The sequence below is a fragment of the Paenilisteria portnoyi genome, from assembly GCF_014322795.1.
Lineage (GTDB): Bacteria > Bacillota > Bacilli > Lactobacillales > Listeriaceae > Listeria_A > Listeria_A portnoyi.
Genome location: NZ_JAASTT010000008.1, coordinates 38040 through 62993, shown reverse-complemented (window position 1 = coordinate 62993; position 24954 = coordinate 38040). Strand labels below are relative to the sequence as shown.

The 24954-nt window shown below is 41.3% G+C and carries 24 protein-coding genes; 21 read left to right on the top strand and 3 right to left on the bottom strand.

Annotated features, from left to right (window positions below):
• The first annotated feature begins 13 nt into the window (after positions 1-13).
• The 6 genes from hslV (at position 14) to HCJ66_RS07185 (ending at position 4467) form a co-directional block, all read left to right on the top strand.
• Positions 14-541 carry an HslVU peptidase proteolytic subunit gene (hslV, locus tag HCJ66_RS07210; RefSeq protein WP_281384400.1) on the top strand — a complete coding sequence of 176 codons (528 nt, stop codon included), beginning with the start codon at positions 14-16 and terminating at the stop codon, positions 539-541.
• Positions 542-554: 13 nt separating this feature from the next.
• Complete coding sequence (gene hslU, locus HCJ66_RS07205) at positions 555-1949, top strand: ATP-dependent protease ATPase subunit HslU (RefSeq protein ID WP_187132510.1); 1395 nt, start codon at positions 555-557, stop codon at positions 1947-1949.
• Positions 1950-1969: 20 nt separating this feature from the next.
• Positions 1970-2749: a GTP-sensing pleiotropic transcriptional regulator CodY gene (gene codY / locus HCJ66_RS07200; protein WP_036077117.1), complete on the top strand. Its 780-nt coding sequence runs from the start codon at positions 1970-1972 to the stop codon at positions 2747-2749.
• 99 nt (positions 2750-2848) lie between these two features.
• Positions 2849-3271: an acyl-CoA thioesterase gene (locus tag HCJ66_RS07195; RefSeq protein WP_187132509.1), complete on the top strand. Its 423-nt coding sequence runs from the start codon at positions 2849-2851 to the stop codon at positions 3269-3271.
• A 15-nt stretch (positions 3272-3286) separates the two neighbouring features.
• A complete protein-coding gene (locus HCJ66_RS07190) occupies positions 3287-3601 on the top strand; it encodes a hypothetical protein (protein WP_187132508.1) in 315 nt (104 codons plus the stop codon).
• Complete coding sequence (locus HCJ66_RS07185) at positions 3601-4467, top strand: aldose 1-epimerase family protein (protein ID WP_187132507.1); 867 nt, start codon at positions 3601-3603, stop codon at positions 4465-4467. Before HCJ66_RS07190 ends, HCJ66_RS07185 begins: the two co-directional genes overlap by 1 nt.
• Before the next feature lie 42 nt (positions 4468-4509).
• Here the strand turns inward: HCJ66_RS07185 and plsY are convergent, their stop codons facing one another.
• Complete coding sequence (gene plsY / locus HCJ66_RS07180; RefSeq protein ID WP_187132506.1) at positions 4510-5103, bottom strand: glycerol-3-phosphate 1-O-acyltransferase PlsY; 594 nt, start codon at positions 5101-5103, stop codon at positions 4510-4512.
• Between the two features lie 192 nt (positions 5104-5295).
• Here plsY and HCJ66_RS07175 point away from each other — a divergent pair, with 192 nt between their 5' ends.
• From HCJ66_RS07175 to HCJ66_RS07155, 5 genes are all read left to right on the top strand, one after another.
• The gene (locus HCJ66_RS07175) at positions 5296-6594 is read left to right on the top strand and encodes a purine/pyrimidine permease (protein WP_187132505.1); all 1299 of its coding nucleotides are present in this window, start codon (positions 5296-5298) and stop codon (positions 6592-6594) included.
• Positions 6595-6660: 66 nt separating this feature from the next.
• Complete coding sequence (locus HCJ66_RS07170) at positions 6661-7080, top strand: CoA-binding protein (RefSeq protein WP_187132504.1); 420 nt, start codon at positions 6661-6663, stop codon at positions 7078-7080.
• A 264-nt stretch (positions 7081-7344) separates the two neighbouring features.
• Positions 7345-9312: a DNA topoisomerase IV subunit B gene (gene parE, locus HCJ66_RS07165; protein ID WP_187132503.1), complete on the top strand. Its 1968-nt coding sequence runs from the start codon at positions 7345-7347 to the stop codon at positions 9310-9312.
• Complete coding sequence (gene parC / locus HCJ66_RS07160; RefSeq protein WP_187132502.1) at positions 9309-11759, top strand: DNA topoisomerase IV subunit A; 2451 nt, start codon at positions 9309-9311, stop codon at positions 11757-11759. Before parE ends, parC begins: the two co-directional genes overlap by 4 nt.
• 72 nt (positions 11760-11831) lie before the next feature.
• Positions 11832-12299 (top strand): S-ribosylhomocysteine lyase, encoded by a 468-nt coding sequence (locus HCJ66_RS07155; RefSeq protein ID WP_187132501.1) that lies wholly within the window; start codon positions 11832-11834, stop codon positions 12297-12299.
• Positions 12300-12380: 81 nt separating this feature from the next.
• Here the strand turns inward: HCJ66_RS07155 and HCJ66_RS07150 are convergent, their stop codons facing one another.
• Positions 12381-14222 (bottom strand): acyltransferase family protein, encoded by a 1842-nt coding sequence (locus HCJ66_RS07150; RefSeq protein WP_187132500.1) that lies wholly within the window; start codon positions 14220-14222, stop codon positions 12381-12383.
• A 257-nt stretch (positions 14223-14479) separates the two neighbouring features.
• On the opposite strand from HCJ66_RS07150, the gene HCJ66_RS07145 reads away from it, so the two are divergent.
• The 9 genes from HCJ66_RS07145 to glnA all read left to right on the top strand — a co-directional run bounded on the left by HCJ66_RS07145 (position 14480) and on the right by glnA (position 23733).
• Positions 14480-15208, top strand: a complete 729-nt coding sequence (locus HCJ66_RS07145; protein WP_187132499.1) for a glycerophosphodiester phosphodiesterase — start codon at positions 14480-14482, stop codon at positions 15206-15208.
• Between the two features lie 204 nt (positions 15209-15412).
• Complete coding sequence (locus HCJ66_RS07140; protein ID WP_187132568.1) at positions 15413-17083, top strand: glycerol-3-phosphate dehydrogenase/oxidase; 1671 nt, start codon at positions 15413-15415, stop codon at positions 17081-17083.
• Between the two features lie 192 nt (positions 17084-17275).
• Entirely contained in the window at positions 17276-17704 is a 429-nt protein-coding gene (locus HCJ66_RS07135) for a hypothetical protein (RefSeq protein ID WP_187132498.1), read from the top strand.
• A gap of 138 nt (positions 17705-17842) precedes the next feature.
• On the top strand, positions 17843-18769 hold the full coding sequence (miaA, locus tag HCJ66_RS07130; protein WP_187132497.1) for a tRNA (adenosine(37)-N6)-dimethylallyltransferase MiaA: 927 nt from the start codon (positions 17843-17845) through the stop codon (positions 18767-18769).
• 135 nt (positions 18770-18904) lie between these two features.
• The gene (gene hfq, locus HCJ66_RS07125) at positions 18905-19138 is read left to right on the top strand and encodes an RNA chaperone Hfq (protein ID WP_036064844.1); all 234 of its coding nucleotides are present in this window, start codon (positions 18905-18907) and stop codon (positions 19136-19138) included.
• Between the two features lie 146 nt (positions 19139-19284).
• A complete protein-coding gene (gene hflX, locus HCJ66_RS07120; RefSeq protein ID WP_246438599.1) occupies positions 19285-20496 on the top strand; it encodes a GTPase HflX in 1212 nt (403 codons plus the stop codon).
• Between the two features lie 2 nt (positions 20497-20498).
• A complete protein-coding gene (locus HCJ66_RS07115) occupies positions 20499-21794 on the top strand; it encodes a methionine gamma-lyase family protein (protein WP_187132496.1) in 1296 nt (431 codons plus the stop codon).
• A gap of 177 nt (positions 21795-21971) precedes the next feature.
• A complete protein-coding gene (locus tag HCJ66_RS07110) occupies positions 21972-22340 on the top strand; it encodes a MerR family transcriptional regulator (protein ID WP_187132495.1) in 369 nt (122 codons plus the stop codon).
• Between the two features lie 58 nt (positions 22341-22398).
• Positions 22399-23733: a type I glutamate--ammonia ligase gene (gene glnA, locus HCJ66_RS07105; protein ID WP_187132494.1), complete on the top strand. Its 1335-nt coding sequence runs from the start codon at positions 22399-22401 to the stop codon at positions 23731-23733.
• Positions 23734-23788: 55 nt separating this feature from the next.
• Here the strand turns inward: glnA and lexA are convergent, their stop codons facing one another.
• Entirely contained in the window at positions 23789-24403 is a 615-nt protein-coding gene (gene lexA / locus HCJ66_RS07100; RefSeq protein ID WP_181676768.1) for a transcriptional repressor LexA, read from the bottom strand.
• Between the two features lie 160 nt (positions 24404-24563).
• On the opposite strand from lexA, the gene yneA reads away from it, so the two are divergent.
• Positions 24564-24893 (top strand): cell division suppressor protein YneA, encoded by a 330-nt coding sequence (yneA, locus tag HCJ66_RS07095; protein WP_187132493.1) that lies wholly within the window; start codon positions 24564-24566, stop codon positions 24891-24893.
• Positions 24894-24954 lie beyond the last annotated feature (61 nt).

Sequence of the window (24954 nt, the reverse complement as noted above, 5' to 3'; positions counted from 1 at the left end):
AGGCGTATCGAAATTGACAACGATTTTTGCAATTAGTCACAATGGCAAGTCAGCAATGGCTGGAGACGGACAAGTAACATTAGGAAATTCTGTCGTGATGAAACACACGGCTAAGAAAGTAAGGCGCCTTTTTCATGATAGAGTAGTGGCTGGTTTTGCAGGCTCTGTTGCGGACGCTTTTACCCTGTTTGAAAAGTTTGAAGGAAAGCTGAATGAATATAATGGCAACTTAGAGCGTGCGGCAGTGGAACTTGCTAAGCAATGGCGCAGTGATAATGTTTTGCGTAAACTAGAAGCGATGTTAATCGTCATGAACGATGAAAAATTATTGTTAGTGTCGGGAACTGGTGAAGTTATCGAACCGGATGATGGCATTTTAGCAATTGGTTCTGGCGGTAATTATGCATTGGCTGCTGGACGAGCGATGAAGCGTTTCGACGGTGATCGGTTAGAGGCGAAAGATATTGCTAGGAATGCGCTAGATATTGCATCGGAAATTTGCGTGTTTACGAATGATAATATTATTGTAGAACAATTGTAAGGAGGGACTCGATTTGTCAACTATTAATTTAACGCCACGCCAAATCGTAGAAAAATTAGACCAGTACATCATTGGGCAAACGGGTGCTAAGAAGTCAGTCGCAGTGGCACTCCGGAATCGCTATCGCCGTTCATTGATGGCAGACGAGATCAGGGATGAAGTTATTCCTAAAAATATTCTGATGATTGGGCCAACTGGTGTCGGAAAAACGGAAATTGCTCGCCGTATCGCTAAAATCGTTCGGGCACCATTTTCCAAAGTCGAAGCAACGAAATTTACAGAGGTTGGGTATGTTGGGCGTGATGTAGAGTCCATGGTCCGTGATCTTGTGGAGGTTTCTGTTCGTTTGGTGAAAGAGGAAAAAATGCAAACCGTTCGTGTGAAAGCGGAGGAGAATGCGGAAAAACGTCTTGTGAAATTGCTTGCGCCAAGTAAGAAGAAGCAAAAACAGACATCGCAAAACCCATTGGAAATGCTTTTTGGTGGTGGAAATCAGCAGGAAGAAGAAGCCGAACCTGAGGATGATTCAGTGCGCTCAAAACGCAGTCAAATCGAATGGCAGTTAAAGAGTGGTGACCTCGATAATGATTATGTGACAGTTGAGGTGAAAGAGCAGCAAAGTCCCATTGCTGACATGTTCCGTGGTGTTGGAATGGATCAGATGAGCGGTATGCAAGACACTTTTTCAGGCCTATTTCCGTCAAAAATGAAAAAACGCAAAGTAACCGTAAAAGCGGCACGCAAAATCTTGTTTGAAGATGAGGCTTCGAAGTTAATTGATCAAGATGAGGTTGCTGCAGAAGCGATTCTACGTGCAGAACAAATGGGTATTATTTTCATCGATGAAATTGACAAAATTGCAAGCGGTCAAGGTGGCGGTAATGCACAAGTATCACGTGAGGGTGTGCAACGAGATATTTTACCGATTGTAGAAGGATCACAAATCGCGACAAAATACGGCACGATTAATACGGAATATATTCTTTTCATCGCGGCTGGAGCATTTCATATGTCCAAACCGTCAGATCTTATTCCTGAGTTACAAGGACGTTTCCCAATTAGGATTGAGTTAGATAAATTATCCCAAGAAGATTTCGTGAAAATTTTAACGGAGCCGGATAATGCGCTAATTAAACAATATAAAGCATTACTGAAGACAGAAGATATTGAACTTATCTTTACGAAGGAAGCCGTAGAGCGATTAGCTGAAATCGCCTTTCACATCAACCAAGAAACGGACAACATTGGTGCCAGAAGATTGCATACGATTCTAGAAAAATTGCTAGAAGACTTGCTTTTTGAAGCGCCAGAGATTACACTAGAATCTGTCACGGTAACAGAAAGTTATGTAAACGACAAATTAGCCACGATTATGATGGATAAAGATTTAACGCAATTTATTTTATAAAAATTTTAGGAGGACTAATAATGAACTTATTAGCAAAAACAAGAAAAATTAATGCCATGTTACAAAATGCAGCAGGTAAAACGGTTAACTTCAAAGAAATGGCTGATACGTTAGCGGATGTTATCGAAGCAAATACGTATGTCGTGAGCCGTAAAGGGAAACTACTTGGTTACTCAGAAGTTTTACCAATCGAAAATGCTCGCATGAAACAAATGTTAGTGGAACGCCAATTTCCTGAAGAGTACACAAATAGTCTTTTCAATGTGAATGAAACATCTTCTAACTTAGAGGTTTCTAGCCAATACACAGCTTTCCCGATTGAGAATAGTGACCTTTTTGTCAAAGGTTTAACGACGATTGTTCCTATTGTCGGTGGTGGGGAACGTCTTGGTACATTGATTCTTTCTCGTTTAGAAAATGATTTCACGGATGATGACTTGTTGCTTGCAGAGTACGGGGGAACAGTTGTTGGAATGGAAATTTTACATGAAAAAGCAGAAGAAATTGAAGAAGAAGCGCGTAGCCGTGCGGTTGTTCAAATGGCAATCAGCTCGCTTTCTTACAGTGAGTTAGAAGCGATTGAGCATATCTTTGATGAATTAAACGGTAAAGAAGGCCTTCTTGTTGCTTCTAAAATTGCTGACCGTGTAGGTATTACTCGTTCTGTTATCGTTAATGCGCTTCGTAAATTAGAGAGTGCTGGCGTTATTGATTCTCGTTCGCTTGGAATGAAAGGTACATTTATCCGTGTCTTGAATGATAAATTCCTAGTAGAATTAGAAAAATTAAAAAATCATTGATTAAAAAATAGATTTGAGAAACTTCCGCGATTATTATAATTGTGGAAGTTTTTTTGTCGTGGTAAAATGGAGATTATGAATGGAAGGAGGGAAAGCTAGATGAAGTATCATGAGTCGACAATTGTGGTAAGGTACGCGGAGACAGATCAAATGGGTATTGTCTATCATGCGAATTACTTAGTGTGGATGGAGATTGGACGTACGGATTTTCTGGAGAGCATTGGATTGCGCTATTTTGATATGGAGCAAGAAGGTTATATTTCGCCAGTTTTAGATGTGCATATTTCGTATAAGCAAGCCATGAAGTATGGGCAAAAAGCGGTTGTGAAGACGTGGATTAAATCATATGATGGTTTTCGGATTGTTTATGGATATGAAATCAGGCAAGAGGGCGGCAATGACATACATATTTCTGGTGAGACGGAGCACATTGCGGTTCGAAAAGCTGATTTTAAACCCGTGAGCACAAGGCGGACTTTCCCAACGTGGCATGAGGCCTATTTAGAAGCAATGAAATCGTAATGGTAGGTGAGGATAATGGCTTTTGGTGTAAGACGAGCAGAACTAGAGGCATGGAAAAAACGAGCGGACAGTGGTGAAATCGCGTTTTTAACGCATTATTGGTTGGATGATCGTTTTCCTGATTCGAAAACGGTGACAAAAGCTGCTTGTGCGAATATAGCGAAACTTGAATCATGGGGTGCGACGTACGGTTTTAAACCAGAATGGATTGACAGACGGCACGGAGCCTATCCTCATTATGATTTGTTTGGAGATATACAGCGAACAGTACTAAAAAAAGAAGGCGAATGGGATCAGTTAGAGCGATTTCATTTGAATGGTGATAAATAATGCTAAAATTAGAAAACGATGCGATACTGGTAGAATTAAAAGAAGATGGTGCGGAGTTAACACGAATATTTGATAAGAATTCGGAAAAAGAGTTTTTATGGCATGCGGATGGTGCTTTTTGGGCGAGACATTCTCCTGTATTATTCCCGACGGTGGGTCGCTTAGTAGAGGATACGTATTTGGTGAATGGTAAGCCATTTCATTTGGGCCAACATGGCTTTGCGCGTGATCGCCTATTTCATGTGACGGAGCAAGGGGAGCAATCGATTACATTACGATTGGAGTCTGATGCGAATTCACTTGCCATATATCCATTTCGTTTTGCTTTGGAAATTTCTTACCGGATTGAAGGTGGAACGATTCACGTTGGCTATCATGTGATGAATTTGGACGATAAGACGATGTATTTCTCAATTGGCGCGCACCCTGCTTTTAATGTGCCGTTTGTGCCAGGTGAGGTTTTTGAGGACTATTATTTGGAATTTGGGGCTGAGGAGCAACTCGATTCGCTGACGCTTTCTGGGCCATATTTATCGGGAGAGAAGAAGAAAATAGCGAATGCGAAGAAATTACCTCTGAATTATGAGTTATTCGGAAATGATGCACTGATTTTTGAAGGTTTGATGAAAAATGAGGTAACGATTCGCTCGCGAAAAAATCGCCATTTTGTGAAGGTAGCATTTCCAGAGTTTAAATATGTTGGGATTTGGACTCCGAAGCCAGGTGCGCCGTTCTTATGTATCGAGCCTTGGTTTGGCATTGCGGATACAAAAGGTGAGTCTGTGGAACTTAAGGATAAGTTAGGGATTGAAGAGTTAGCTGTGGGTGCAGACTTTTCAAGCGAATATACGATTACCATTGGGTAAATAAAAAGAAGTTGGCCGTGGCCAGCTTCTTTTTTTGGGAGCTTACATCCAACTTATTTTTGGCTCTTCGCCTTTTTTGATACGTTTTATGTTAGGAATATGGCGGTAAATAATGAACGCTGCAATCGCGGCGATGATACCGACTAGAATCCAGTCTTGGAAGAATAACGAGATAACCAGCGCGCTCGCAGCAGCTATCATGGAGCTGAGTGATACGTATTTACTGATTTTTAAAGATAGGATAAAGATGACTAGTGCAGCTAAGAACAACCAAGGTGCATAGGCAAGAATGACTCCTGCTGAGGTGGCAACGGCCTTTCCACCTTTGAATTTTGCGAAAACTGGAAAACTATGGCCGATGATGGCGAAGATACCTGTGAGCAACCAAAAATGATGGTTGACATCTAGCTGGAAAAAGAACGGTAATAGTGTTGCAGCCGTCCCTTTCAAAATATCCATCAAGGTAACGATGATGCCGGGTTTAACACCAAGAACACGGAAGGAGTTGGTCGCGCCAAGATTACCGCTTCCGAAGTCACGAATGTCCTTTTTATAGAAAATTTTTCCGATCCACAAACCTGATGGGATGGAGCCAAGAATATAGGCGATGAGGCAAAGCAAAATTATCATTTCCATTTGTTTAGAAACTCCTTTTATTTCGAACTATGTATCTCCGTCATTATAGCATAAAAAAAAGATGCGGAATACCGTTGCTACTTATTTATTTCATGGACTTTTTCTAATAACTGGCGTAAAATAGAAAACTGGATAGTCTTTATATTTAATTTGAATAATTAGAAAATAACACAAAAAGGAGTGGGGTTTGGAATGAAAATAGGAATTGCCGCGCTACAGTGGATGATTTTTATGATTGCAGCTGCGATCGTGGCGCCAATTGCGATTGCTGATTTATACAAATTAAGTCCTGTGGAAACGGCGGGCTTTATGCAACGAACGATATTTGTTTTAGGTGTAGCAGGGCTGTTACAAGGTTTGTTTGGGCACCGGTTACCGATTCATGAAGGTCCTGCGGGATTATGGTGGAGCGTATTCACGATTTATGCGGGATTTATCGGTGTTTTATACACGTCTAATATTGAGGCATTACAAGCTTTATCGGGTGGGTTACTTGTAAGTGGAGTGTTTTTTATCGTCTTAGCTGCAAGCGGATTTATCGGAGTGTTAGCGAAATTATTCACGCCGACAGTGACCTTTGTTTACTTGATGTTACTGGTATTGCAACTGAGTGGCTCCTTTATAAAAGGGATGTTCGGAATCTCAGCAGATCACCCGATTATGGATCCTTGGATGGCGCTTTTAAGCTTGATAGTGGTCATCGCAGCTTTTGCATTCGGACGATCGAAAGTTATGTGGATTCGCCAATATTCCGTGATATTTAGTTTAGTTCTTGGTTGGGGATTATTCTTAATCGCTGGGAAAGCGCCGAGCGTTGGTGAGGCACATTCTTGGTTTGATTTACCGAAGCTATTTGCGTTTGGCATGCCAACATTTGATTCTGGCGTGATTACAACGGCGATTTTCATCACATTGCTATTAATCACCAATTTAGTTGCCTCTGTGCGTCTGATGGAGGGAATTGTAGCTGGTGATAAACCTAGTGATCCGAAAAGATACAAGCGTGGCGGGCTGATTTCTGGTGTTAATCAGTTACTAGGTGGTGGTTTTTCAGCCATTGGTTCCGTTCCTATTTCGGGAGCGGCGGGATTCGTCACACAAACGGGTCAAAAATCGATTAAACCATTTTTGATAGGGTGTTTACTAGTCATCGGGATTACGTTATTCCCACCGATTATGAACATCATGAGTGCGTTGCCAGCACCAGTAGGCTATGCAGTGACATTTGTGATTTTCTCTAATATGGTTGTCATGGCTTTGAAAGAACTTAAAAAAATTAAGACTGGCGAAGAAAATGCCTATCTTGTTATTGGTATATCCATGATGATTGGTGTGGGCGTTATGTTCCTATCCCCTTCCGCTACAAAAGGATTACCAGCTGCAGTCATCGCTGTGTTGAATAACGGACTTATTGTTGGAAGTGTTTTTGCCATACTATTAGAACAGTTTTTCTTATTCCGAGAAAAAGGACTTTCCTTTAGAAAAAAATAAAATACCGTTCATGCTTGCTATTTCGCCTCCTAATCCGCTATGATGGACGTATAGGAGGGGATTTAGATGGCAATTTTGAATCCTGAAAGGTCGGAAATTCACCAAATTTTGAACAAAGCTAAGCGAATCGCGGTAGTCGGTCTTAGTGACAACCCAGAGCGCACATCCTATCAGATATCAGAACGAATGCAGCAAGAAGGTTACACGATTATACCTGTTAACCCTCGTGTAGACGAAGTACTTGGCGAAAAAGCCGTGGCTAGTTTAGCAGAAATTGAAGGCCATATCGATATTGTTGATATTTTCCGGAGATCTGAATTCTTACCAGAGTTGGCAAAAGAATTCGACCAAATCGACGCAGATGTATTCTGGGCACAATCAGGCGTTGCAAACGAAGAAGCCTACGATTTCCTAATAGAAAAAGACCACACAGTCATCATGGACCGCTGCATTATGGTGGAGTATTTGCTTTCTGGCAAAGGATAATGTTAGACTAGAGAGATAAACAACAAAGAAAGCCTCTGTAAAGGGGCTTTTGACTTGCAAAAAATACATAGCTCTATAGCCAATCCAATCTAAATCTTAAACTACTGAAGTCTAAGTCCTTGCCCACAGAGAGAATCAGGGCTTTATTTTTTGGGGCGGAAGTGCTATTCTGTTAAAGTAGTTGTTGCCAACATATGTTTGGATAACAGGTAGAAATGGGTAAACAGCAAGGTATATAAGCAAAATCGGAAGGAGCAAAATAAAATGAGTCGTTCAAAAAATGAGTATAATGATGATTCGATTCAGGTGTTGGAAGGACTTGAGGCGGTACGTAAGCGCCCGGCGATGTATATCGGTTCGACAGATACACGTGGATTGCATCACTTGGTCTATGAAATTGTGGATAATTCCGTCGATGAGGCATTGGCTGGATATGGTCATAAAATAAAAGTAGTTTTACATGCAGATGAAAGTGTCAGCGTTTCGGATGAGGGGCGTGGTATGCCGGTCGGAATGCATAAAACAGGAAAGCCAACTGTTGAAGTTATTCTAACGGTGCTTCATGCTGGTGGTAAGTTTGGTCAAGGTGGTTACAAAACGAGTGGGGGCTTGCACGGTGTAGGTTCTTCGGTTGTCAATGCTTTGTCAGAGACGCTAAAAGTAACGATTTATCGCGACGGTTTCACCTATGAAATGGATTTTGAAAATGGTGGAAAACCAGTAGGAACGTTACGCAAGCTAGGCAAAACAAATAAAAGAGGCACAACGATTCGTTTTAAACCTGATAAAACGATTTTTCCTATGACTTCTTATAATTATGAAACGTTATCGGAGCGTTTGCGTGAATCGGCATTCCTTTTGAAAGGGATGGAGATTGAGCTTGTGGACGAACGCATCGGGATGGAAGAGAAATTCCATTTTGAAGATGGCGTGAAAAACTTTGTGGAATACATCAACGAAGGCAAAGATGTGTTGCATCCGGTTGTGTCGTTTGAAGGGGATAGCAATACGATTGAGATCGCGATGGCGTTCCAATTTAACGATGGATATGCAGAGAACATCTTGAGTTTTGTTAATAACGTGCGGACAAAGGGTGCGGGCGCGCATGAAGCTGGTATGAAGGCTGCGATGACGCGTGTGTTTAATGAGTATGCTCGCCGCGTCGGGATGTTGAAGGAGAAAGAGAAGAACCTGGAGGGTAGCGATATTCGTGAAGGTCTTTCGGCAGTACTTTCGATTCGGATTCCGGAAAACTTATTGCAATTTGAAGGTCAAACGAAGGAAAAACTCGGGACGCAAGAAGCTAGGCCTGCGGTGGATGCTGTTGTAGCGGAACATTTGGGCTATTATTTAGCGGAGAACCCAGAAGTGAGTGCTTTGCTTGTGAAGAAGGCTGTGAAGGCGCGTGAGGCGCGTGAGGCAGCACGTAAGGCGCGTGAAGAAACGCGAAACGGCAAAAAGCGTAAACGTTCGGAAACATCGCTTTCTGGCAAATTGACGCCAGCGCAATCGCGAAACCCGGAAAGAAATGAATTATATCTTGTCGAAGGAGACTCGGCGGGTGGTTCGGCTAAACAAGGGCGTGATCGCCGTTTCCAAGCTATTTTGCCGCTTCGTGGTAAAGTTATTAACACTGAGAAAGCGAAACTCGTCGACATTATGAAAAACGAAGAAATTAGTACGATTATCCACACGGTCGGCGCTGGTGTAGGTGCTGAATTTGAGGTGGAGGATTGTAATTATGATAAAGTCGTGATTATGACCGATGCGGATACGGATGGTGCGCATATTCAAGTGTTGCTTCTGACGTTCTTTTATCGATATATGCGTCCATTAGTGGAAGCTGGTAAGGTTTATATCGCGCTACCACCGCTTTACAAGGTTAGTAAGGGTGTTGGTAAAAAAGAAGTAATGGCGTATGCATGGACCGATGAGGAACTAGATGCAGCGATTCAAAAAATTGGCAAAGGCTACATTATTCAGCGCTACAAAGGGCTTGGCGAGATGAATGCTGATCAGTTGTGGGATACGACGATGAATCCAGAGTCGCGAACGCTGATTCGTGTACGCATTGATGATATCGCTCGCGCTGAGCGTCGTGTGGCGACACTAATGGGCGATAAAGTAGAGCCAAGACGTGACTGGATTGAGAAAAACGTGGAATTCTCGCTGGAAGAAGATCAGAGTATTCTAGAAAACGAGAACATGATTATTGAGGAGGCAGGCGAGTGAGTACTCCAGATGAAAAAATTCAAGACTTAGCCTTGGAAGAAGTTTTAGGAGACCGATTTGGTCGTTATAGTAAATATATTATTCAAGAACGGGCGTTACCGGATGCGCGTGATGGCTTGAAACCTGTACAACGTCGGATTTTGTTTGCGATGCATGTCGAGGGCAATACGGCGGAAAAAGGATTCCGTAAATCAGCGAAAACAGTCGGTAATGTTATCGGTAACTACCACCCGCATGGTGATTCGTCAGTGTATGAGGCGATGGTTCGGATGAGCCAGGATTGGAAAGTTCGTAATACCTTGATTGAAATGCACGGAAATAACGGTAGTGTCGACGGTGATCCGCCTGCTGCGATGCGTTATACGGAGGCACGGACATCGAAAATTTCGTCGGAGTTATTACGTGATTTGGATAAAGAGACCGTTGATTTTGTGTCAAACTTTGATGATACAACGAGTGAGCCGACGGTATTACCGAGTCGTTTTCCGAATTTGCTTGTCAATGGCTCAACTGGGATTTCAGCGGGGTATGCAACGGATATTCCACCGCATAATTTGACGGAAGTGATTGAGGGCGTCATTAAGCGTTTGGATAAACCGGATTGCACGACAGCCGATATTATGAAGCTGATTAAAGGCCCGGATTTCCCGACTGGTGGGATTATTCAAGGTATTGATGGGATTCGTAAAGCCTATGAAACTGGAAAAGGACGTGTGGTTGTGCGTTCAAAGACGGTTATTGAGGATATGCGTGGTGGCCGTCAACAAATCGTGATTACCGAAATTCCATATGAAATTAACAAAGCGACACTTGTCAAGCGGATGGATGATCTACGAATTGATAAGAAAATCGAGGGTATTTCAGAGGTTCGTGATGAGACGGATCGGACTGGACTCCGCATTGTGATTGAATTGAAAAAAGACGCGAATGCAGACGGCGTACTGAATTACCTTTTCAAAAATACGGATTTGCAAATTTCATATAATTTCAATATGGTGGCGATTTTTAATAAACGTCCGCAATTGATGGGTGTTATTTCGATGATTGACGCCTACATTGCGCACCAAAAAGAGATTATCACGAAGCGTTCGGAATATGATATTAGACGTGCGAAGGCGCGCCAGCATATTATTGATGGTCTCATGAAGGCCCTATCGATTTTAGATGAAGTGATTCAGATGATTCGTGCTTCTAAAGATAAACGTGATGCGAAGTTAAATTTGCAAACGACATATGATTTTAGTGAAAAACAAGCAGAAGCTATTGTTTCACTACAACTTTATCGTTTAACAAACACAGATATTACGCAACTTCAACAGGAAGCGGATGAGCTAGCGAAACAAATTTCAGCATTAGAAGCGATTCTAGGTGATGAGAATAACTTGATTGCGTGCTTAAAAGAAGAACTAAACGAAATCAAGAAAAAATATAAAACACCGCGTTTGACGGTTATCGAAAATGAAATTTCTGAAATTAAAATTGATACAGAGGTTCTTGTTGCAAGTGAGGATGTCGTTGTTTCTGTTACGAAAGAAGGCTATGTGAAACGTACGGGTATGCGTTCATACGCCGCGTCTAATGGGGAAGATTTATCGATGAAAGAAACGGATCATGCTATCTTTATTCAGACGATGAATACGATGGATTCGCTGTTACTTTTCACAAGTAAGGGGAACTACATTTATCGTCCTGTCCATGAATTGCCGGACATTAAGTGGAAGAACTTGGGTGAACATGTGAGTCACCTTGTTTCAGATACGTCCTCTGAAGAAGAAGTGGTTGCAGCCATTCCGATGAAAACGTTCAGGGAAACGGATTATTTCCTATTCGTTACGAAAAATGGCATGATTAAAGCATCGGCGGTATTGAACTACAAACCGCAGCGTTATTCTAAGACATTGATGGCCATTAACCTAAAGGGTGATGACAGCTTGATTTCTGTGGAGACGGTTATTGGAAATGAAGATGTATTCTTAGCGAGTCATAATGGGTATGGTCTACGTTATTCGATTAGTGAAGTGCCGCTTTCTGGTGCTAGAACAGCTGGTGTCAAAGCGATGAATCTGAAAGCGGATGATTTTATTGTCGGTGCCAAAGTGATTGTTCCAAGCGAAAAACGTGATCTGGTATTGCTTACGCAGCGTGGCTCGGCTAAACGAATGAAACTATCAGAGTTTGAGCCGATTTCCAGAGCAAAACGAGGGCTGCTTATGCTCCGTGAACTGAAAAATAGTCCGCATCGTTTTATCAGTTTAGATTTAGCGGATAGCAAGGACATTATTCATGTTGCGACAGATAAAGAAGTTGTCGTGAATCTTGATATTTCCAACTTACGTGTGACGGATCGTTATTCGAATGGGTCGTTCATTATGGATGAGCAATTGGAAGGTGGGCCAGTTGAAACGTGGCTGGGACTTGCAACGATTACTGAAAATACGGTAGAATAATTTGTGTGATGATTCCTAGGTAAGCAAGATTACGCTAGCCTAGGAATATTTTTTTAGAGGGGATGGATTGGAATGTCTGAAAAAATGAACGTAGAGAGTTTTAACTTAGATCATACGCTGGTAAAGGCACCATATGTAAGGCTTGCTGGCCAAAAAGTGGGGGAGCACGGAGACGAGATTTATAAGTACGATATTCGTTTTATGCAACCTAATAAAGAGCATATGGAAATGCCTGCGCTTCATTCATTGGAACATCTGATGGCAGAATTGTCGCGTAATCATTTCGATAAAATTGTAGATATTAGTCCAATGGGATGTCAAACTGGTTTTTATTTATCCGTTATCAATCATGACGACTATGATGACGTGCTCTCTATTCTTGAAAAAACATTGATTGATGTATTAAATGCTGCAGAAGTTCCGGCTTGTAATGAAGTACAATGTGGCTGGGCTGCTAGTCATAGCTTAGAGGGTGCAAAGGAATTAGCTAAAAATTTCTTGGACAAAAAACAAGAATGGCCACACGTTTTTGGAGAATAATCTGTAAAAGCGTGTAATCGCCACATTTACGAAATAGCAAAAATCCATCGAATTCAGTGTGAGCTGAATTCGATGGATTTTTTAATGGACCATTTTATTTGTCAATAAACCAACATAAGCGGATACACCTTTTTTCGTTAAATGAACGCCATCACGACCAAAGTATTCTGGATGATCAACGGCTAAGCTGTACCAATCCACGCGTGTGACATTATCATACTCTGCGTCAATTTTGTCTATAGATTCATTTACTTCGGATTCCCATTGACGAGGGACGCGTGTATTCACAAGATAAATACTAGCTTGATCGAACATTTGAACAAGTTGCTCCATTTTTTTGAGGGCAAAAGGACCATTTGTACCGAGTTCGAGAATTACGGCACTCCCTTTGGTGTTATATTTATTATATTGTGTAGCGGTGTTGATAGCATCAGCCATTTGGCGACCTACCAGTCCGTCAATTGTAATATTTGGAACGGACTTCTCGAGTACTGGCTGAATGTCAATCATGAGTGAATCGCCAATCGCTACTGTTTGTGTGTAGCTAATTTTGTCAGGGGTGACCGGTGTTTTCGCAGCATTCTTTTTAGGTGCTGGTGTCGACTTGGTTGGTGTATCAGATTTAGGTGCTTCTTTTTGTGGTGCTTTCGCATCTGCGACAATTTTTACATGTGTTTTCTGTGTGCCTTCTGCGTTTGTTTTCACTGGAATTAGATTACTCATGCCGAGTGCGAAGAATCCAAGAATGAGAACGAGGCTACTGATAAAAGCCCATTTTCCGATTGGATAGCCGCGCCAATGCAGTAAACCTTTGAAATGGAACGACTTGATGTACGCGATGAAACCTTTCTTTCGAATCGGGGTTTCTACAAAGCGATAGGAAAGTTCCGCGATAAGAAGTGTTGCTACAACTTGAAGGGTAGCTCGTACTAAATTGGGCGTCCCGACTTCGGTGATTGGTGTTGTCAAGGTGATAATGGGATAGTGCCACAAATAAATACCGTAGGATCGCATCCCAATCCAGCGTAGTGGTTTAAAACTAAATAATTTGCTGAGATATGAGGCTGGGTGCGCGATAGTAGCAATCATGATAATCGCGTTAATGGCAATTAAAAACATGCCTCCTCGGTATAAAAAGGAATCATACTCGTTTACTGTTACGATGCAAATCAAGAAGATGGAAACGCTGATTGTTCCAGCCAGATTGACAGCAAATTTTGCAGGCTTTGGAATGTGAGGCGACAAGCGTGTAAATGGCCAAACAAAAGCCAATGCTCCGCCGAGTAACAAACCAAATGCGCGTGTGTCTGTGCCGTAATAAACACGACTTGGATCGCCATCTGGTGAGTACAAGATAGCCATTAAAATAGCGGAAAGCATCGCTGCAATCACAATAATGCGCAAAATAATGGCTGGTTTCTTGATGAACTTTAAGGCGCCGTATAAAAACAGTGGCCAGATAATGTAGAACTGCTCTTCAATAGCTAAAGACCACAAATTTTTGATAGGGGATGCCGTTCCAAAAGAATCAAAGTAGGATACGTTATGGAAAATGAACCACCAATTGCTCATGTAAAGAAACGAAGCTGTGGCGTCTCCTCGTAATGTCGCCAGAAGCGGACGGTTGAAAATCACGGCAAATACGACAACGACAACAATCATTAAGTATACGGCAGGAATAAGTCGTCTGAAACGACCAATCCAAAATTTCTTCAAATCAAGGCTTTCATTCTTTTCCCATTCGGATAGTAAAATATTGGTGATTAAGTAGCCCGATAAAACAAAAAAGATGTCAACTCCCAAGAAACCACCGGAAGCCCATCCAAAACTGAGGTGATAGGCGATGACAGCTATAACTGCCAGTGCTCGAAGCCCATCGATACTAGGTACATATTTTCTTTTATATCGAGCGGATCTCTCCATGTAATCTCTCCTAACTGCAAATCATAAGGAAAGAAAGTTTCCTAATTTTAATTGCTAATATGAGTAGTAGGAACAAAAGTTTGTTATTAATTCGGTTTTGCTGACTTCGGTTATTCTCTACTGACCTATCATAACACATGTTTCTAGTGCTGTAATTCGATAGGTAACAAAAAAACAGGAATTTATTAAATTTGAGACAATTGTCTTATTTATGTATAATAAAAAGAACAATATGTCACATGATTGAGGTGAGGAATTTGACGGAAATATTTGCTCATCGTGGGAGTAAGGGATTGCATCCTGAAAATACGATACCAGCCTTTTTTGCAGCGGTGAAGGCTGGGGCTGATGGCATTGAATTAGATGTACAATTAACAAAAGATGGCGTTCCTGTCGTGATTCATGATGAAACGGTAAATCGGACGACAAATGGCTCGGGATTAGTAAAGGATTTTACGTTGAAGGAGCTCCAAAAGTTGGATGCGCACCAAGGATATAAGAAACGTTTTCGGGCGTTGTTTAAAAAAACAAAGATTCCTACATTGGAGGAAGTTCTCGTTGTATTAGGAAGGTATCCATTGATTCTAAATATTGAATTAAAAACGGATGCGTATGATTATCCTGGAATAGAGGAGAAAGTACTGGAGCTTTGCAATAGGAGAGCTGGACGACTTGCTTTTTTATTTTGTTCTTTTAATTTAGATACATTAGCGCGATTGAGGGCGCTGGATGATACGATTAAACTCTCGGCGATTACGAAGTTGGATGTGGAAGAAGCGGTAGCGCAGGTAGCAAGTTTACAACTGGATAGTATTAATCCGCCGTATACGATTCGGAATCATGATATGCTTGGAAATGTGGCAACGCGTTGCTGGACGGCTAACAAAGTAAGTCAGATGGAGACGCTTTTTGATGAAAATGTTCGAGGGTTTATGACGGATTTTCCAGAAAAGGCTGTAGAGATACGAAGAAAGCGAAACAAATAGCTTTACTTTTAGGGAACAGCTGTACTATAATTAGAGGTAAGTTAATATTAATTATTGTCTGAGATACGGAGAGACTACAAATGGCGAGCGCAATCGCTTGTTTTGTAGTCTCTCTTTTTTTGTGTAGCGGTTTCAAACTCGACAAAACGTGGAAAACAGATGATGATGGATAGACTGTAAACAAGTCCTAGAGGGGGAAAAATGATGGTACAATTATTTTCAGCTTTTGACAGAGAAACGATTCAAACGAAGATGGCGGAGGAAGAATTCGATTTAGTTATTGTAGGCGGTGGGATTACAGGTGCAGGGATTGCGCTTGATGCCGTTTCGCGTGGGATGAGTGTGGCGTTAATTGAAATGCAAGATTTTGCAGCGGGAACTTCTAGCCGTTCAACTAAACTGGTTCACGGTGGCTTGCGTTATTTGCAACAATTTGAAATTAAAGAGGTAGCTGATCTAGGGAAAGAACGTGCGATTGTGTATGAAAATGGTCCGCATGTGACGACGCCTGAATGGATGATGTTACCGTTTCATAAAGGTGGAAACATGGGTAAATTGAGCGCTTCGTTTGGCATTCGCTTGTATGATTATTTGGCGGGAGTAAAAAAGGACGAACGACGCAAAATTTTATCAGCAAAAGAAACATTGGCTAAGAACCCATTTGTGAAGAAGGAAGGGTTGAAGGGTTCGGGTTACTATGTGGAATACCGTACAGATGATGCTCGTTTAACTATTGAGGTAATGAAAAAAGCTGTGGAGCTGGGCGCGAAAGTCATCAATTATACGAAGGCGGAGAATTTTCTATATGACGCAAAAAAACATGTGGTTGGTGTTGTGGCACGTGATCGTATTACTGGAAAAGTATTCGACATTAAAGGGCATCGTGTGATTAATGCAGCAGGGCCATGGGTTGACAAAGTGCGTAAGATGGATTATGCAGTCAATAATAAACATCTTCGCCTGACGAAAGGCATCCATCTTGTTATCGATAAAACGAAATTCCCGATGGAGCAGGCTGTTTATTTTGATACGCCAGATGGTCGGATGGTTTTTGCTATTCCTCGTGAAAAGAAAGTATACGTAGGAACGACAGATACGGTATATGAAGAAATGGTGATCAATCCAAAAGCGAATGAAGAGGATCATAAGTACGTGATTAAAGCGATTAATTATATGTTCCCTGATGTTCATATTAGCGAAAATGATATTGAATCGAGCTGGGCTGGTGTTCGTCCGCTTATTTATGAAGAAGGCAAGGATCCGTCTGAGATTTCGCGTAAAGACGAGGTATGGTTCTCTGAAAGTGGCCTGATTACGATGGCTGGTGGAAAATTGACTGGTTACCGCAAAATGGCTGAGAAGCTGCTAGATGAAGTTTCTAAAGCTCTCGCAAAAGAAACAGGTAAGAAATTCAAAACGGTCCAAACGCATCATTTGCCAATTTCAGGTGGAGATGTTGGTGGGTCGAAAAATATTGATGCATTCATCGAGAAGAAGGCAAAGGAAGGTAATAATCGCTTTGGTTGGTCGCTTGAAGAAGGTCGTGAATTAGCGAAACGTTACGGGTCGAATATCGATCATGTATTTACCTATGCTCAGGAACATAAGGAAAACGGGACATCGTCATTGCCAAACAGCTTGTACGCACAACTTCACTATGCGATTTATCAAGAAGCTGTGATTCATCCTGTCGATTTCTTATTGCGCCGTACTGGTTACTTGTTGTTTGATATGCCGTACTTGTTGGAATGGAAGGAAGAAGTCATAGAGGATATGAACAATTTATTCCAATGGGATGCGCAAACGAAGGAACAGCTAGTAGCCGAATTGCAAACACAGATTGATGATGCACGTGAGCCTGCAGACTGGCATTAAATTCAATTTACTGTATTTCATTAAGCCTCTCGGACTATTCTTCGGGGGCTTTTTGTTATAAATGAATCTAAAAGGACTATTTTTATTTGATTAGCGATTTAGAAGTAGTAGAATAGAGATGTGATTTATTCTATGTTACCTTACTATCACGAAAGGTCAAGGTAGTTTGGGCATTCAAAGGGGGATATTTATATGTCAATAGCTATGCGCTTTTTAGGTGAACATGCAGAAGAGGCTACTGATTATTGGATTAGCGCTTATTATGTGAATTCGGAGGAATATCAAGCGAGAAAGTTTACGCCTGGTTACATAGAAGCGCATCGTAAAGAAACGGTCGCTCTCCTTAGGCATGCTTTGATGGATGAAGCTAGTGTTCCTTCCAATGCAAAGAATATGGGCGAGGACAGGTATGACATGCAGACGGATTTTAGAGATGGCCTTAAAAATCATATGAGTTTTTATCAAGCGATGAATGAATTTCTTATTATTCATTACATGAAGCGAACTTTCACTTGCGAAGAGAAAGATTTTTTTGAAGAATTGCTAAAACTCCGGAAATATGAATCTCTTTCTATAGAGAAGTTCATCGATGGGTACATGTTGAATCAAGTAGTTAAATAACTGCATTTTTACTTGATGGAGCGCTCTTTTTCTGGTAGAGGCACCGGTCGCGTTGATGGTCGGTGTTTTTGTTTGCTTTTTTATAGTGACCGTTGTAGTGGTTAGGTGGTACAATGGAAACGTGAGGGGGGAGGATTTTTGAGCAAAATTCCCGTTATTGTCATTGTTGGACCGACTGCGGTTGGGAAGACGGCGCTTAGTATTGAAATGGCGCAGAAATTTGGTGGAGAAATTATTAGCGGTGATTCGATGCAAGTCTATCGCGGATTGGATATCGGTACTGCAAAAGTAACGGAGGAGGAGATGGCTGGGATTCCCCATTATTTGATTGATATTCGTGAACCGGAGGAACCTTATGATGTGTCGGAATTTAAACAGGAGACACATCGGCTCATTCGTCAAATTTGGCAAGCTGGTAAAGTGCCGTTTCTAGTTGGTGGAACAGGTCTTTATGTACAGTCGGTTCTATTTGACTATACTTTTTCGGAGGTGGCTAGTGATGCGGCTTATCGCGATTTCTTATCTGGAATGTCGAGCGAGATGCTTTTAGAGATGTTGCGCGAGGTGGATCCTGAAAGTGCGACCAAATTGCATGCGAACAATCCGCGACGTATTATTCGGGCGCTAGAAGTGTATCATTTGTCTGGTAAGAAATTCTCTGAGTTGCAGAATCAAGAACAGCAATCAAAAGAGTTCAATCCATTGTTAATTGGCTTAGATCGTAATCGTGCAGATCTTTATGAACGGATTAATTTGCGTGTGGACATGATGATGGAGCAAGGATTATTGGAAGAGGCGCGGAGGCTCTATGATACTGGGTTACGTGATGTTCCAGCGGTGCGTGGGATTGGCTATAAAGAATTGTTTACATATTTTGATGGCGAAATGTCGTTGGATGATTCTGTGGAGCTACTTAAACGTAATTCTAGACGTTTTGCTAAGCGGCAACTGACATGGTTTCGCAATCGTATGGATGTTTCGTGGTTTGATACAAATGAAACGGGTGGCAATGGTGCTATAACCAGTGAAATAACGCAATTTTTAGCAACTAATCGCGTGTTTTAATCTCCGTTAAAAAGGGTATTTGAAACTAGCATAGAAAAAACAGTCTTCTTTTCTTAGAAGTGTCATTTGTAGTTTTTGTACATTTCGTATAGAATGGAGATAACTGAAAAAGATAGAGAATAGGAGCGATTCAATATGAAACAAGGTGGGCAAGGGTTACAGGATCATTATTTAAATCAATTGCGGAAAGAGAAAATTTTGGCGACGGTATTCTTAACAAATGGGTTCCAGTTGCGCGGCCGGGTTATTAGTTTCGATAATTTCACGGTTTTGCTAGATGTAGATGGCAAACAACAACTTGTATTTAAACATGCGATTTCAACATTCTCTCCACAAAAAAATGTAGCCTTGAAATCGGATGATGAATAGGCTAATTGACTTTTAAAAGAACATAAGCCGGATGTTTTGTGTCAGTTTTTACTGGTGCGAGCATTCGGTTTTTATATGTGTTTCCATCTTTCTTTGTGCTGCTTTTTGTGCTACGATGAATGGAGGAAATGATAGGAGTGCGGATAATGGTGGAAAGAGCGATATTGGTCGGCTGTGAATTGCCGAAACAGACGGAGGAACACTTTTACTATTCAATGCTGGAATTGGGTAGTTTGGCGAAAACGGCGCAAGCAGAGGTCGTTGGAGAAGTGACGCAAAAACGTGAGCGGGTGCATCCAGCTACATTTGTTGGTTCTGGGAAAATAGAAGAGATTGCAGCTTTTGTCGCGGAGATGGAAGTCGATGTGGTGCTTTTCAATAGTGAGCTTAGTGCGACGCAAGTACGGAATATCTCCAAGATTGTTGATGCGCGAATTCTTGATCGGACGCAGTTGATTCTGGATATTTTTGCGATGCGTGCGAAGACTCGAGAAGGGAAGTTGCAGGTGGCATTGGCGCAATATCAATATTTGTTGCCTAGATTGAGTGGTCAAGGGGTTTCTTTGTCGCGTCTTGGTGGCGGAATTGGAACGCGTGGACCTGGGGAAACGAAATTGGAGATGGATCGACGCCATATCCGGCAAAAGATGGTTGATATTAAAAAGCAACTGGATATTGTCGTAAAACATCGCGAACGGATGACGGCTAGACGGAATGATCAGGCTATTTTTAGATTTGGCTTGATTGGCTATACGAATGCTGGTAAATCGACATTATTTAACCGATTGAGTGATGCGAAAACGTTGGAGGAGGATCAGCTTTTTGCGACATTGGATCCGACGACGCGAAAGTTGGCTTTTTCACAAGGATACACGGCGCTTTTGACGGATACGGTTGGATTTATTCAAGATTTGCCGACGACGGTTGTAGCGGCTTTTCGTTCTACGCTTGAAGAGACGGCGAATGTGGATGTGCTTTTGCATGTGGTTGATTGCTCGAATCCGGATTATGTTCAGCATGAAAAAACGGTATTGACACTGCTTGAGGACTTGGAAATGCAACATATTCCGATTTTGACGGTGTACAATAAGAAGGATCAGCAGTTGCCTTATTTCATCCCGACGCAGCCGAACTATGTTGAAGTGAGTGCGCTAGAAGAATCTTCACAATACTTTTTGATGGAAAAAATGTTGTGGGAAATTAAGCAATTGTGGCAGCCTTATGTGGTTCATGTTCCTGCAAGTGACGGGCGAATGTTACATAAATATAAGCAAGAAACGGTTATTATTGAAGAGATGTTTGATGAGGAAACGGAAAGTTATCAATTAAAAGGCTATCAAGCACGAAAGGATAAGTAGAAATGACATCATTTTTTAAACAAATACCAGATGAATTGCGTCAGTTAGCGCATGTTGTGGAGGATGAGTTGCGCCCTTTACAACGCGAAACAGAGTTGATTGCGGAAGAAAATCAGTGGAAGGTCATGCAGGCTTTTCAGAAAAATAGAGTGAGTGATTTTCATTTCACGCCATCGACTGGATATGGCTATGATGATGATGGTCGCGACACGCTAGAGCGAGTGTATGCAGATGTTTTTAGAGCAGAGGCGGCACTTGTTCGCCCGCAGATTATTTCAGGAACACACGCGATTTCGACGGCTTTATTTGGTGTATTGCGTCCTGGGGATGATTTGTTATATATAACAGGCGCACCGTATGACACGTTAGAAGAGATTGTCGGTATTCGGGGTACTGGCAAAGGTTCGTTAAAGGAGTATCAGATTGGGTATGACATGGTTCCATTAAAAGCGGATGGTTCCGTTGATTTTGAACTAGTGCGCTCGAAAATAAAGCCGACAACCAAAATGATTGGGATTCAGCGTTCGCGAGGATATGCGGATAGGCCATCTTTTTCGATTGCAAAAATAAAAGAGATGATTGCGTTTGTTCGTGAGGTAAAGTCGGATGTCGTTGTTTTTGTAGATAATTGTTATGGCGAATTTGTGGAAGTTTTAGAACCGATTGAAGTTGGTGCGGATTTAATTGCGGGCTCTTTGATTAAAAACCCAGGTGGTGGATTGGCTAAGACAGGTGGTTATATTGCGGGCAAGGCGGAGCTAGTCGAATTGTGTGCCTATCGTCTGACAACTCCAGGAATTGGTGCAGAGGCTGGAGCGTCTTTATACAGTCTTCTTGAGATGTATCAAGGCTTTTTCTTGGCGCCGCACGTTGTTTCGCAAGCTGTGAAGGGTGCTCGTTTTACTGCGGGAATCTTGAGTGCCTTTCAGATTGAAACAGATCCAACTTGGGATGCGCCACGGACAGATTTGATTCAAAGTGTCTCTTTTTATAATCGTGAAAAAATGGTAGCTTTTGCACAGGCGATTCAAGCGACTTCACCAATTAACGCACATGTTGTTCCGGAGGGCGCTTATATGCCAGGCTATGAAAATGACGTTATCATGGCAGCAGGAACTTTTATTCAAGGGGCGAGTTTGGAATTAACGGCAGATGGCCCAATAAGAGAGCCTTATCAACTGTATGTACAGGGAGGCCTTACATATGAGCATGTGAAGTTAGCAGTTTTAGTAGCGACGAATCGGCTAATAGAGCAGGGACTCCTAGCGCTATCACAAATAACATGGAGATGTAAATAAATTCAAAAAACAGTGAAAATATTTTTCGCTGTTTTTTTATATTACGTCTTAACTGTTGGTATACAAGGGTTAACGGACATGTTATATTATCTAACATAAATTTGACAAATGATATAACATACATTATAATGCAACTAACATATGAAAAATATAGTGTTTTGAAAGGGGTAAAATGTCGTGAGTGAAAAAGAAATTAGAAGATCGATGCCTCTTTTCCCGATAGGTCCTGTCATGAAACTCACAGATCTAACCGCACGACAAATTCGTTACTATGAGGATCAGGGCTTAATACATCCAGCCAGAAATCAAGGGAATCACCGCCTGTATTCGCTACAGGATATCGATGTACTGCTTGAGATTAAAGATTATTTGAATGATGGTCTGAATATTGCGGGAATTAAAAAAATGTACCAAATGCAGCAGGATGAGCAGAAAATGCCACTCACTGATGAAGACGTACGTAAGATTTTGCGAAAAGAGATGCAACAAGCTGGTCGATTCGTGAAACAAGATGCCTCTGGGAAACAACAATTACCGAGATTTTGACATAAGGTATTTACTTTTAAAAAGTTTATATAATATCAATTATTGGGAGGATTTAATTATGACATCGTATACTAAAGAAGACATTTTTCGCTTCGCAGACGAACAAAATGTGAAATTCATCCGCTTGCAATTCACGGATATCCTAGGAATCATTAAGAACGTGGAAATTCCGGTAAGTCAATTAGGCAAAGCATTGGATAACAAAATGATGTTTGATGGCTCCTCTATTGAAGGTTTTGTACGTATTGAAGAGTCTGACATGTACTTATTCCCAGACCTTGCTACATGGGTTGTATTCCCTTGGACAGCAGAAAAAGGGAAAGTAGCGCGGTTGATTTGTGATATTTACAATCCAGATGGAACAATTTTTGCGGGGGATCCTCGTGCTAACTTAAAACGTGTATTAGCCGAAATGCATGACTTAGGATTTACAGATTTTAACTTAGGACCAGAACCCGAATTTTTCCTTTTCAAACTAGATGAGAAAGGGAAACCAACGCTTGAATTGAATGATAATGCTGGATATTTTGATTTAGCACCAACTGATTTAGGTGAAAATTGTCGCCGTGATATTGTATTAGAATTAGAAGAAATGGGTTTTGAAATTGAAGCAAGCCATCACGAAGTAGCGCCAGGGCAACACGAAATCGATTTCAAATATGAGGATGCGATTACAGCATGTGATAATATCCAAACATTCAAATTAGTCGTAAAAACAATCGCTCGTAAGCATGGTTTACACGCGACATTCATGCCAAAACCATTGTTCGGTGTGAATGGATCAGGAATGCATTTCAACATGTCATTGTTCAATGAAGACGGAAACGCGTTCTTTGATGCAGATGGCGAGGAGCAATTAAGTCAAACGGCGTATCATTTTTTAGCAGGGATGCTAAAACACGCGAAAGGCTACACGGCAGTAACTAATCCAACTGTCAATTCTTATAAACGCCTAGTTCCTGGATACGAGGCACCATGTTATATCGCTTGGTCGGGTAAAAATCGTAGCCCACTTGTTCGTGTTCCTAGTTCTCGTGGATTAAGTACGCGTCTAGAGCTTCGTAGTGTCGATCCAGCAGCCAATCCATATCTAGCAATGGCTGTACTACTTCGTGCCGGTTTAGATGGTATCAAGAACGAGCTTACCCCGCCAAAACCTGTAGATCGTAATATTTATGGTATGAATGAAGAAGAGCGTCATGCGCACGGTATTTTCGACCTTCCAGAAAGCCTAGCATTAGCTTTGAAAGAGCTTGCCAACGATGATATTATTGTTGATGGCTTGGGGGAACACATTCTGGAACATTTTGTAGAAGCTAAAACAATTGAATGTGACATGTTTAGAACAGCAGTACACCAATGGGAACGCGATCAATACATGGAAATATACTAATAACGGTACAAAAAAGTTGGTCACACAATAATGGTGTGACCAACTTTTTTTGAGTTTAGCGAATATCGCGGTATAAGCCGATAACTTTTCCTAGGATGGTAACATTTCTTAAAAGGATTGGCTCTAAAGCATCATTCTCTGGTTGTAGACGGAAATGACTGGATTCTCTGAAGAACCTTTTGCAAGTAGCTTCATTGTCATCAGTCATTGCCACAACGATTTCGCCATTATTAGCGGAATTCTGCTGTCTTACAATTACTTTATCACCGTTAAGAATACCTGCGTTAATCATACTCTCGCCATCGATTTCTAACATGAATATCTCTGTTTCACCATTTGCCATATACTCAGGCAAGGGGAAGTATTCATCGATATTTTCAACAGCGGTAATAGGTATACCTGCCGTGACTTTACCGATAATAGGAATATTAATAACGTTTGGAGTTGCAATATCGTCTTCTAAAGATAGGATTTCAATAGCTCTAGGTTTTGTTGGATCCCGGCGAATGAGTCCTTTTCCTTCAAGTCGTGCTAAGTGACCGTGTACTGTGGAGCTAGAGGCTAAACCAACTGCTTCACCGATTTCACGCACGGATGGCGGATAACCCTTGTCTTTTACTTCAGACTTGATAAAGTCATAAATATCTTGTTGTCGTTTTGATAATTTCATTTGTTTCACCCCGCTCACTCTTTCATTACTTCTTTATTAATCCCAGTATATCAAAGATTTTTTGGATATGCAAACAATTGTTCGTTTTTTTATTGACATAACAGAACGAATGTTCTATAATAGGTAAAAAGCGAACGTATATTCTTTTGGAGGGATAAAGATGACTTTAAAATCTATTTGGGATCGGTATTATATTGCAATTATATTTATTATTACGTGTTTTGTTTTAGGTCTAGTGTTAATGGTGGTTACAGTGAATCAGGCGACTTCTGAATACAATGAGGTTAGCATTGCCAGTGGAGACTCTATTTGGAGTTTGGCAGATGAGTACGCAGGCAATTATAAAATGAGCAAACAAGAGTTTGTGGCGTGGGTGGAGAAAGAGAACCAGATAATTAATGGTAAGTTGACGGCTGGTGAGACAATTACGATACCAGTTAAGAAAGGGAATGCAGATGTAGATAGATCCATTCAATTAGCAAATGAGTAAATAGAACACAATGCTTTAAAAACCTCTTATTTTCATGTAGAATAGGCATTGATAATGAACG

Excerpts from the sequence above, each read along its gene's own strand:
- codY (WP_036077117.1), top strand. The coding sequence starts at position 1,970 with ATGAACTTATTAGCAAAAACAAGAAAAATTAATGCCATGTTACAAAAT.
- HCJ66_RS07195 (WP_187132509.1), top strand. The coding sequence starts at position 2,849 with ATGAAGTATCATGAGTCGACAATTGTGGTAAGGTACGCGGAGACAGAT.
- HCJ66_RS07190 (WP_187132508.1), top strand. The coding sequence starts at position 3,287 with ATGGCTTTTGGTGTAAGACGAGCAGAACTAGAGGCATGGAAAAAACGA.
- HCJ66_RS07185 (WP_187132507.1), top strand. The coding sequence starts at position 3,601 with ATGCTAAAATTAGAAAACGATGCGATACTGGTAGAATTAAAAGAAGAT.
- plsY (WP_187132506.1), bottom strand. The coding sequence starts at position 5,103 with ATGGAAATGATAATTTTGCTTTGCCTCATCGCCTATATTCTTGGCTCC.
- HCJ66_RS07175 (WP_187132505.1), top strand. The coding sequence starts at position 5,296 with ATGAAAATAGGAATTGCCGCGCTACAGTGGATGATTTTTATGATTGCA.
- HCJ66_RS07170 (WP_187132504.1), top strand. The coding sequence starts at position 6,661 with ATGGCAATTTTGAATCCTGAAAGGTCGGAAATTCACCAAATTTTGAAC.
- parE (WP_187132503.1), top strand. The coding sequence starts at position 7,345 with ATGAGTCGTTCAAAAAATGAGTATAATGATGATTCGATTCAGGTGTTG.
- HCJ66_RS07155 (WP_187132501.1), top strand. The coding sequence starts at position 11,832 with ATGTCTGAAAAAATGAACGTAGAGAGTTTTAACTTAGATCATACGCTG.
- HCJ66_RS07150 (WP_187132500.1), bottom strand. The coding sequence starts at position 14,222 with ATGGAGAGATCCGCTCGATATAAAAGAAAATATGTACCTAGTATCGAT.
- HCJ66_RS07140 (WP_187132568.1), top strand. The coding sequence starts at position 15,413 with ATGGTACAATTATTTTCAGCTTTTGACAGAGAAACGATTCAAACGAAG.
- HCJ66_RS07135 (WP_187132498.1), top strand. The coding sequence starts at position 17,276 with ATGTCAATAGCTATGCGCTTTTTAGGTGAACATGCAGAAGAGGCTACT.
- hfq (WP_036064844.1), top strand. The coding sequence starts at position 18,905 with ATGAAACAAGGTGGGCAAGGGTTACAGGATCATTATTTAAATCAATTG.
- hflX (WP_246438599.1), top strand. The coding sequence starts at position 19,285 with ATGGTGGAAAGAGCGATATTGGTCGGCTGTGAATTGCCGAAACAGACG.
- HCJ66_RS07115 (WP_187132496.1), top strand. The coding sequence starts at position 20,499 with ATGACATCATTTTTTAAACAAATACCAGATGAATTGCGTCAGTTAGCG.
- glnA (WP_187132494.1), top strand. The coding sequence starts at position 22,399 with ATGACATCGTATACTAAAGAAGACATTTTTCGCTTCGCAGACGAACAA.
- lexA (WP_181676768.1), bottom strand. The coding sequence starts at position 24,403 with ATGAAATTATCAAAACGACAACAAGATATTTATGACTTTATCAAGTCT.
- yneA (WP_187132493.1), top strand. The coding sequence starts at position 24,564 with ATGACTTTAAAATCTATTTGGGATCGGTATTATATTGCAATTATATTT.